Source organism: Nocardioides sp. NPDC057767, assembly GCF_042798275.1.
GTDB lineage: Bacteria > Actinomycetota > Actinomycetes > Propionibacteriales > Nocardioidaceae > Nocardioides.
On sequence record NZ_JBHVKJ010000059.1, the window covers coordinates 25423 to 32550 of the forward strand.

Below are 7128 nucleotides of genomic sequence, written 5' to 3' on the forward strand. Positions count from 1 at the left end.
AGAAATGCAGATGGTGGCCCGCCGACTGCCCTAGAGTTGCGCCGTGCTCTACTCCGCCGGGTTCGAGTTCGAGTATGCCCTGGTGACGGAGTCACCCGACGTAGGAGCGGGCGCGATTCGCGACGTGGGCACATTCCATGACTTCGAAGACCTCGACTTCGACGCCCTCCACAGCGCTCTCGCCGACGGCTCCGGCACCACTGACGACGGTCTCGTCCGCGGCGACCTCGGCATCAAGAGCGGCTACTGGTACCTCGAGGGCGACGAGCGGTTCGACCCCGAGGGCACCTTCACCACGATGCTGGTCAAGGGGGTGGAGATCCGCACCCCGATCTGCCCGAGCATCACCGAGGCCGCCGAGCGGCTCGTCGACCTGCAGAGCGACATCGCCAAGCGTCTCGAGCCGCTCGGCCTGCACCTGGCCATCGTCGGCTTCAACCCGGTCCGCGAGGCGTACGTCCTCGACCCGCCGCTCAACGAGTGGGAGCAGCGGATGCGGGCCGAGCACCGGGAGTACGACCACGCCGAGGTCTCCAACCTGAGCTACGGCCCCGACATCAACCTGTCCTTCCCCGGGCTCTCCGCGGCGCAGGTCGTCGAGGTGACGCGTCGGCTGACCTACTACAGCCCCTTCATGGTGCCGTTCAGCTTCAGCTCACCCTTCCACGCCGGCCGGCAGTGGCAGGGCCCCAGCAAGCGGACCTACGAGCGCACCTGGCGCCGGGTGGCGGCGCGCTGCTTCGTCGATCCGCCCGCCGGCACCGAGCCCACGATGGTCCACCGACCACGGATCGCTCGCGAGGAGGGACGCATCGAGTTCAAGGCCTTCGACTCCTTCCTCACCCGCGATCTGCTGCTCGCCGGGGCGGCGCTGACGCTCGGCGTGTGCCTCGCCGACGACCTTCCCGGGCTCGCCGACAAGCCCAGTCGCGACCTCCACCAGCGGGCCGCGACCGCCGCGTTCGCCGACCCCGAGATCGCTGCCGGCGCCCGCCAGGTGCTCGCGGCGGCCCGCCGGGCGCTCTCCGAACGTGCTGGCCTGCGGCACGAAGTCGGCCACCTCGATGGTCTGGACCAGTTGCTGAGCGAGGGACGCACTCCAGCCGATAGCCTTCTGGACGCATATTCGCGCACCGGCCTGATGTACCACCCGGAAGGACTTCGTTGACTGATCTCCCCGCCGACCTGCCCGCTGACCGACTCGTGACACTGCCTGCGGAGGCCGACGTGGCGATCTGCGGAGCAGGCCCGATCGGCGCAGCGACGGCCACGTTCCTGGCGCGGCCCGGCCTGCGTGTGGTGCTGATCGACCACGATCCCACCGACGACCCCGGTCATGTCGCGACCTATCGCTATTCGGGAGGCAGCATCCGGTGGACGTGGCCGGACCCGGTCAAGCGCGAGATGACGACCCAGACCGAGCAGTTCATCCGTGGTGCCGCGGACGGCGCCGAGCTGGGGATGATCGAGAACACCTACCACCTGCTGCACACCGGTGAGCACATCCCCGCGCTCAACGTCTCCGCGACCGGGCTCGTCGGGATGCTCCGCGACCAGGCGCTCGAGGCGGGAGCGACATTCGTTGAGGCGCTCGTCAGCGGCGTACGCCCTGACGGCAACGGCCACCTGGTCGAGACCTCCCGCGGCACCATCCGCGCCGCCCGCGTCCTCGGCGCGTTGGGCGCGGCGAACGCGTCGGTGTTCCCGCAGGCCAGTGCGGAGCCCGAGAAGCGCCAGCTGTTCGTGCTCGACCTCCCGGTTCCGCCCGAACGCGAGCTGCTGCCCCACACGATCGTGCCGATCGGCGACGGGTTCGGCTATGTCTTCGTGAAGCTCATCGACGGGCAGCTGAGAGTGCTCGTCGGCCAGGAGGACATCGTCGAGGACGAGGACACCTCGGGCCCCGTCGACCACTGGAAGGAGATCCTCGACAGTGGTCTCGCCGCGACTCTGCCCTGGCTCCGCGACGCCCGCGTCGACGACATCCTCTGGGGCGTCGACACCGCGCAGAAGACGCTGGTGGTCGACGAGCCCAGCCCGGGCGTCCTCGTCGCCAACTGCGGCAGCGCCATCCGCTCGGCGGCCTGGCTGGGACGTACGCTCGCCGAGCGGCTCGGTTCCGGCTGATCGCCGGCCGCGGCCGAGGTGAATCCTTTTACGGGCCGGACCACTCCAATCTGCGACAGCCCGCGCCGCGGGCAGGACAGAGAGGAACACCCGTGATCGACGTAGGAAGCACGATCGAGAACACCTCGGTGCAGCTGAGCGACGGCACGACGGCCACGCTTCTCGGTGAAGGCCACCGGGGCACGCTGATCTACTTCATGCGCACCACGACCTGCATGATGTGCAACGCCCACGTACGCACGCTCACCTCGCACGCACAGGACTTCCGCGGCCGAGGCGTCCGCGTCCTGGTCGCCGTCCCGGAGGACGTGACCGCAGCCCAGGCATGGGCGGAGCGGCGGCAGGTCCCGTTCCCCGTCGTCCCCGGCCTCCACGGTGAGCTCGGCCTCGCCCGCCGCCTGCTCGGCTCGATGATGCAGTCCGGCACCGTCATCGCGGACGCCACCGGCCGGATCACCTACGCCGACATCGTCACCATGCCCACCGGCGGATACCGTCACCGCGATGTCCTCGCGGCGCTCGACGCCCTGCCCCAACACGCGGGGTGACCGTGGCGAACCAGCAGACTGGCATGGGCCGCTCGTGGCCGGACGGGGCCGTCGTGCGGTCGGCGCAGGCCGGCGACGTGGCCGCGATCTCGGTGCTCGTCGAGGGCGCCCACCCGCACGTGCGGCGGTTCGCCGCGTCGCTGTGCCTGAGCGAGCAAGACGCGGAGGATGCGACGCAGGAGGCGCTGGTCATCCTCTACCGCAAGATCGGGACGCTACGAGCGACCGGGGCGTTGGCGTCGTGGATGTTCACCATCGTGCGCAACGAGTGCGTACGCCGCTGGAGCATCAGCAGGAGGCACGTCCTCGCCGAGGTGACCGATCTGCCCCTTCGACCGAGCTCGTCGGCGGAGGAGGACGCGCTGGCAGGGATCGAGGCTCGCCTCGTCGCCGCGGCCATCGCGGAGCTTCCGCCCGGCCAACGGCAGGTGCTGCTGCTGCGCGACGTACACGGCTACAGCGGCAGAGCGGTCGCCAAGCACCTGGGCCTGAGCGTGCCCGCGATGAAGTCACGCCTGCATCGCGCCCGGGCAGCGCTCCGGGCCGGCCTCGAAGACGCGGCCTAGGCGTCCAGCTCGGCCCGGGTCGGCGGGTTGGCACCGGCGCGCGAGACGGTGACGGCCGCCGCCCGGACGCCGTGCGCGAGCACCTCACGGCGGTCGCGGTCGAAGTCGTCCCAGAGCGCGTCGACGAGGCCGGCGGAGAAGGTGTCGCCGGCACCGATCGTGTCCACGACGGTCACCTTCCGGGCCTCGACGTCGATCCGCTCGGACGCGGTGATCCAGCTGGCACCGTCGCCGCCGCGGGTCACCGCGACCGCACCGGCACCGAGCTCGAGCAGCCGGGCGGCCGCCTTGTCCAGACCGATCCCGGGGTAGAGCGTCTCCAGGTCCTCGTCGCTGGCCTTGACGACATCGGCGTACGCCGCCGCCCGCTCGATGCGCGAGACGATCTCCTGGCCGGTTCCGGTCAGGGTGGGCCGCATGTTGATGTCGTAGAGGACGCGCACGGAGTCCGGGAGCCCGTCGAGCAGCGCGAAGACCGTCTCGGCACCGGGCGAGAGCACCGGCGCGAGCGAGCCGATGTGCACGAACCGCGGCGTCCCCACCGCGACCTCGCCGAGCTTCCACTCCAGGTCGAAGACGTACGTCGCCGACCCGTCGGCCGTGATGGTGGCCTGCGCCGTCGAGGTGCGGGCCAGCACGTGCGGGTCGCAGGCCATCTCGACCCCGGCGCCGGCCAGGTGGGCGGCCAGGGCCTGCCCGCGGGCGTCGTCGGCGTAGGAGGCCGCGTAGCGGACCGGACGGCCGAGCCGGCCCAGCGCGACCGCGACGTTGGCACCGCTGCCGCCCGGGTGGTCCTGGGTCACACCGTCGGACGTGGTGACCACGTCGACCAGCGCTTCACCTACCACCAAAACGTCCGCAGCGGCATTGTCACGATCCAGGCTGGTCACGGCGGCAGACTAGCAACTCGGCGTACGCATGAATTTTCCGGGGTTGACCAGCAGAAACCGCCTACTGTCCAGTAACCCACCGCGGGTGCGTGACCGCTCTCGACCGCGTGCGACCATTGAGGATGTGACCGAAGAATCCACCGAGACGACTGGTGGTCCGCAGGGCCCGACCCCCGCCCAGCCGACCGTAATCCACGAGGGTCTACCGACCCAGCTTCCGGACATCGATCCCGAGGAGACCAGTGAGTGGCTCGGCTCGTTCGATGCCATGCTCGAGTCGAGCGGGCGCGAGCGGGCCCGCTACGTCATGCTGCGTCTTCTGGAGCGCGCGCGCGAGCAGTCCGTCGGCGTGCCCGCCCTGCGAAGCACCGACTACATCAACACCATCCCCTCCGACCGCGAGCCGTGGTTCCCGGGCGATGAGGACATCGAGCGTCGCATCCGCGCCTTCATCCGCTGGAACGCCGCCGTCATGGTCTCCTCCGCCAACCGGAAGGGCCTCGAGGTGGGCGGACACATCGCCACCTACCAGTCCTCCGCGAGCCTCTACGAGGTCGGCTTCAACCACTTCTTCCGCGGCAAGGACCACCCCGGCGGTGGCGACCAGGTCTTCATCCAGGGCCACGCCTCCCCCGGCATCTACGCGCGTGCGTTCCTCGAGGGTCGGCTCACCGAGGAGCAGCTCTTCCGCTTCCGCCAGGAGGTGCAGCACGGCGTCGGCCAGGGCATCTCGTCCTACCCGCACCCGCGCCTGATGCCGGACTTCTGGGAGTTCCCGACGGTCTCCATGGGCCTGACCGGGATCAACTCGATCTACCAGGCGCGGTTCAACCGCTACCTGCAGAACCGCGGCATCAAGGACACCTCCGACCAGCGCGTGTGGGCCTTCCTCGGTGACGGCGAGATGGGTGAGCCCGAGTCCCTCGGCGCCATCCGCGTCGCCGCCCGCGAGGAGCTCGACAACCTGGTCTGGGTGGTCAACTGCAACCTGCAGCAGCTCGACGGCCCGGTGACCGGCAACGGCAAGGTCATCCAGGAGCTGGAGTCCAACTTCCGCGGCGCCGGCTGGAACGTCATCAAGGTCATCTGGGGCCGCGAGTGGGACCAGCTGCTCGCCAAGGACGTCGACGGCGTCCTGGTCAACAAGATGAACTCCACCCCCGACGGCCAGTTCCAGACCTACTCGGTCGAGACCGGTGCCTACGTCCGGGAGAACTTCTTCGGCTCCGACCCGCGCCTGCGCAAGATGGTCGAGCAGATGAGCGACGAGCAGATCCGCAAGCTTCCCCGCGGCGGCCACGACTACCGCAAGGTCTACGCCGCCTTCGACGCGGCCACCAAGACCGTCGGGCAGCCGACCGTGATCCTCGCCCACACCATCAAGGGCTGGACGATCGACGCTCTGGAGGGCAAGAACGCCACCCACCAGATGAAGAAGCTGACCATGGCGGACCTGAAGAAGTTCCGCGACCGTCTGCTCCTGCCGATCTCCGACAAGGAGCTCGAGGCGACCTACGAGCAGACCGGCGCCGCTCCGTTCTTCAACCCGGGTCCGGAGTCCGCCGAGATCGAATACATGATGGAGCGCCGCAAGCAGCTCGGCGGTCCGCTCCCCCAGCGCCGGGTCGAGTTCAAGCCGCTCACCCTGCCGGGAGACAAGGTCTACTCCGAGCTCAAGCAGGGCTCCGGCAAGAACAAGATCGCCTCCACGATGGCCACCGTCCGGCTCCTCAAGGACTGGATGCGTGACCCGGAGATCGGCAAGCGCATCGTCCCGATCGCGCCGGACGAATACCGCACCTTCGGCATGGACGCGATGTTCCCGAGCGCCAAGGTCTACAACCCGGGCGGTCAGCAGTACGAGAGCGTCGACCGCAAGTTGTTGCTCTCCTACAAGGAGTCCGCGCAGGGCCAGCTGCTCCACGAGGGCATCTCCGAGGCGGGGGCGCTCGCTTCGGCGACCGCTGCCGGCACGGCGTACGCCACCCACGGCGAGCCGATGATCCCGTTCTACATCTTCTACTCGATGTTCGGGTTCCAGCGCACCGGCGACTCGATCTGGGCCATGGCCGACATGATGGGCCGCGGCTTCCTGATCGGCGCCACCGCCGGCCGCACCACGCTGACCGGTGAGGGTCTCCAGCACGCCGACGGCCACTCCCCGCTGCTCGCGGCGACCAACCCGGCGGTCGTGCACTACGACCCCGCGTTCGCCTACGAGGTCTCCCACATCATGCAGAGCGGCCTCGAGCGGATGTACGGCACCTCCGAGGAGCACCCGCACGGCGAGAACGTCATCTTCTACCTGACCGTCTACAACGAGCCGGTCAGCCAGCCCAAGGAACCCGAGGGCGTCGACGTCGAGGGCATCCTGAAGGGGATCCACCAGGTCTCGACCGCCGAGGGCGACGGCCCGAAGGTCCGCCTGCTGGCCTCCGGCGTAGGTTTCCCGTGGGTCGAGGAGGCCGCCCGCATCCTCGAGGAGGACTGGGGCGTGAAGGCCGACACCTGGTCGGTCACCTCGTGGAACGAGCTCGCCCGCGACGCCATCGACGCCGAGCAGTGGAGCCTCAACCACCCGGGCGAGACCCCGCGCACGCCGTACGTCACCGAGAAGCTCTCGGCGTCCAACGGCCCCGTCATCGCGGTCTCCGACTACATGCGGGCCGTCCCGCTGCAGATCGCCCGCTGGGTGCCGGACGACTACCGCGTCCTCGGCGCCGACGGGTTCGGCTTCGCCGACACCCGCCCGGCCGCGCGTCGCTTCTTCCAGATCGACGCCCAGTCCGTCGTCGTCCAGGCCCTCCAGGCCCTGGCCGAGGCCGGCGAGATCGATGCCGCGCTGGTGAAGAAGGCCTTCGACGCCTACCGCATCGACGACCCGACCGCCACGAAGGGCATCATGCAGGAGGGCGGCGACGCCTGACCCTCGTGGCGCCGAGTCGGCGCATCTGACCCCGTGTCTGGCGAAGCGAAGCGAGCCAGAGGCTGTCTCTT

The 7128-nt window shown here is 69.6% G+C and carries 6 protein-coding genes; 5 read left to right on the top strand and 1 reads right to left on the bottom strand.

The window, feature by feature from the left end; genetic code table 11:
• The first annotated feature begins 43 nt into the window (after positions 1-43).
• The 4 genes from ACFVDI_RS23955 (at position 44) to ACFVDI_RS23970 (ending at position 3241) form a co-directional block, all read left to right on the top strand.
• Positions 44-1168, top strand: a complete 1125-nt coding sequence (locus ACFVDI_RS23955) for a glutamate-cysteine ligase family protein (RefSeq protein WP_378911281.1) — start codon at positions 44-46, stop codon at positions 1166-1168.
• Positions 1165-2127 carry an NAD(P)/FAD-dependent oxidoreductase gene (locus ACFVDI_RS23960; RefSeq protein WP_378911282.1) on the top strand — a complete coding sequence of 321 codons (963 nt, stop codon included), beginning with the start codon at positions 1165-1167 and terminating at the stop codon, positions 2125-2127. Before ACFVDI_RS23955 ends, ACFVDI_RS23960 begins: the two co-directional genes overlap by 4 nt.
• Before the next feature lie 92 nt (positions 2128-2219).
• Positions 2220-2675 (top strand): peroxiredoxin family protein, encoded by a 456-nt coding sequence (locus ACFVDI_RS23965; protein ID WP_378911283.1) that lies wholly within the window; start codon positions 2220-2222, stop codon positions 2673-2675.
• Between the two features lie 2 nt (positions 2676-2677).
• Positions 2678-3241, top strand: coding sequence for an RNA polymerase sigma factor (locus ACFVDI_RS23970; protein ID WP_378911284.1), 564 nt, complete (start codon positions 2678-2680; stop codon positions 3239-3241).
• Here ACFVDI_RS23970 and ACFVDI_RS23975 read toward each other — a convergent pair.
• Positions 3238-4131, bottom strand: coding sequence for a carbohydrate kinase (locus ACFVDI_RS23975; protein ID WP_378911285.1), 894 nt, complete (start codon positions 4129-4131; stop codon positions 3238-3240). The genes ACFVDI_RS23970 and ACFVDI_RS23975 overlap by 4 nt on opposite strands.
• Positions 4132-4255: 124 nt before the next feature.
• On the opposite strand from ACFVDI_RS23975, the gene aceE reads away from it, so the two are divergent.
• Positions 4256-7057 carry a pyruvate dehydrogenase (acetyl-transferring), homodimeric type gene (gene aceE / locus ACFVDI_RS23980; RefSeq protein WP_378911286.1) on the top strand — a complete coding sequence of 934 codons (2802 nt, stop codon included), beginning with the start codon at positions 4256-4258 and terminating at the stop codon, positions 7055-7057.
• The last annotated feature ends 71 nt before the right edge of the window (positions 7058-7128 follow it).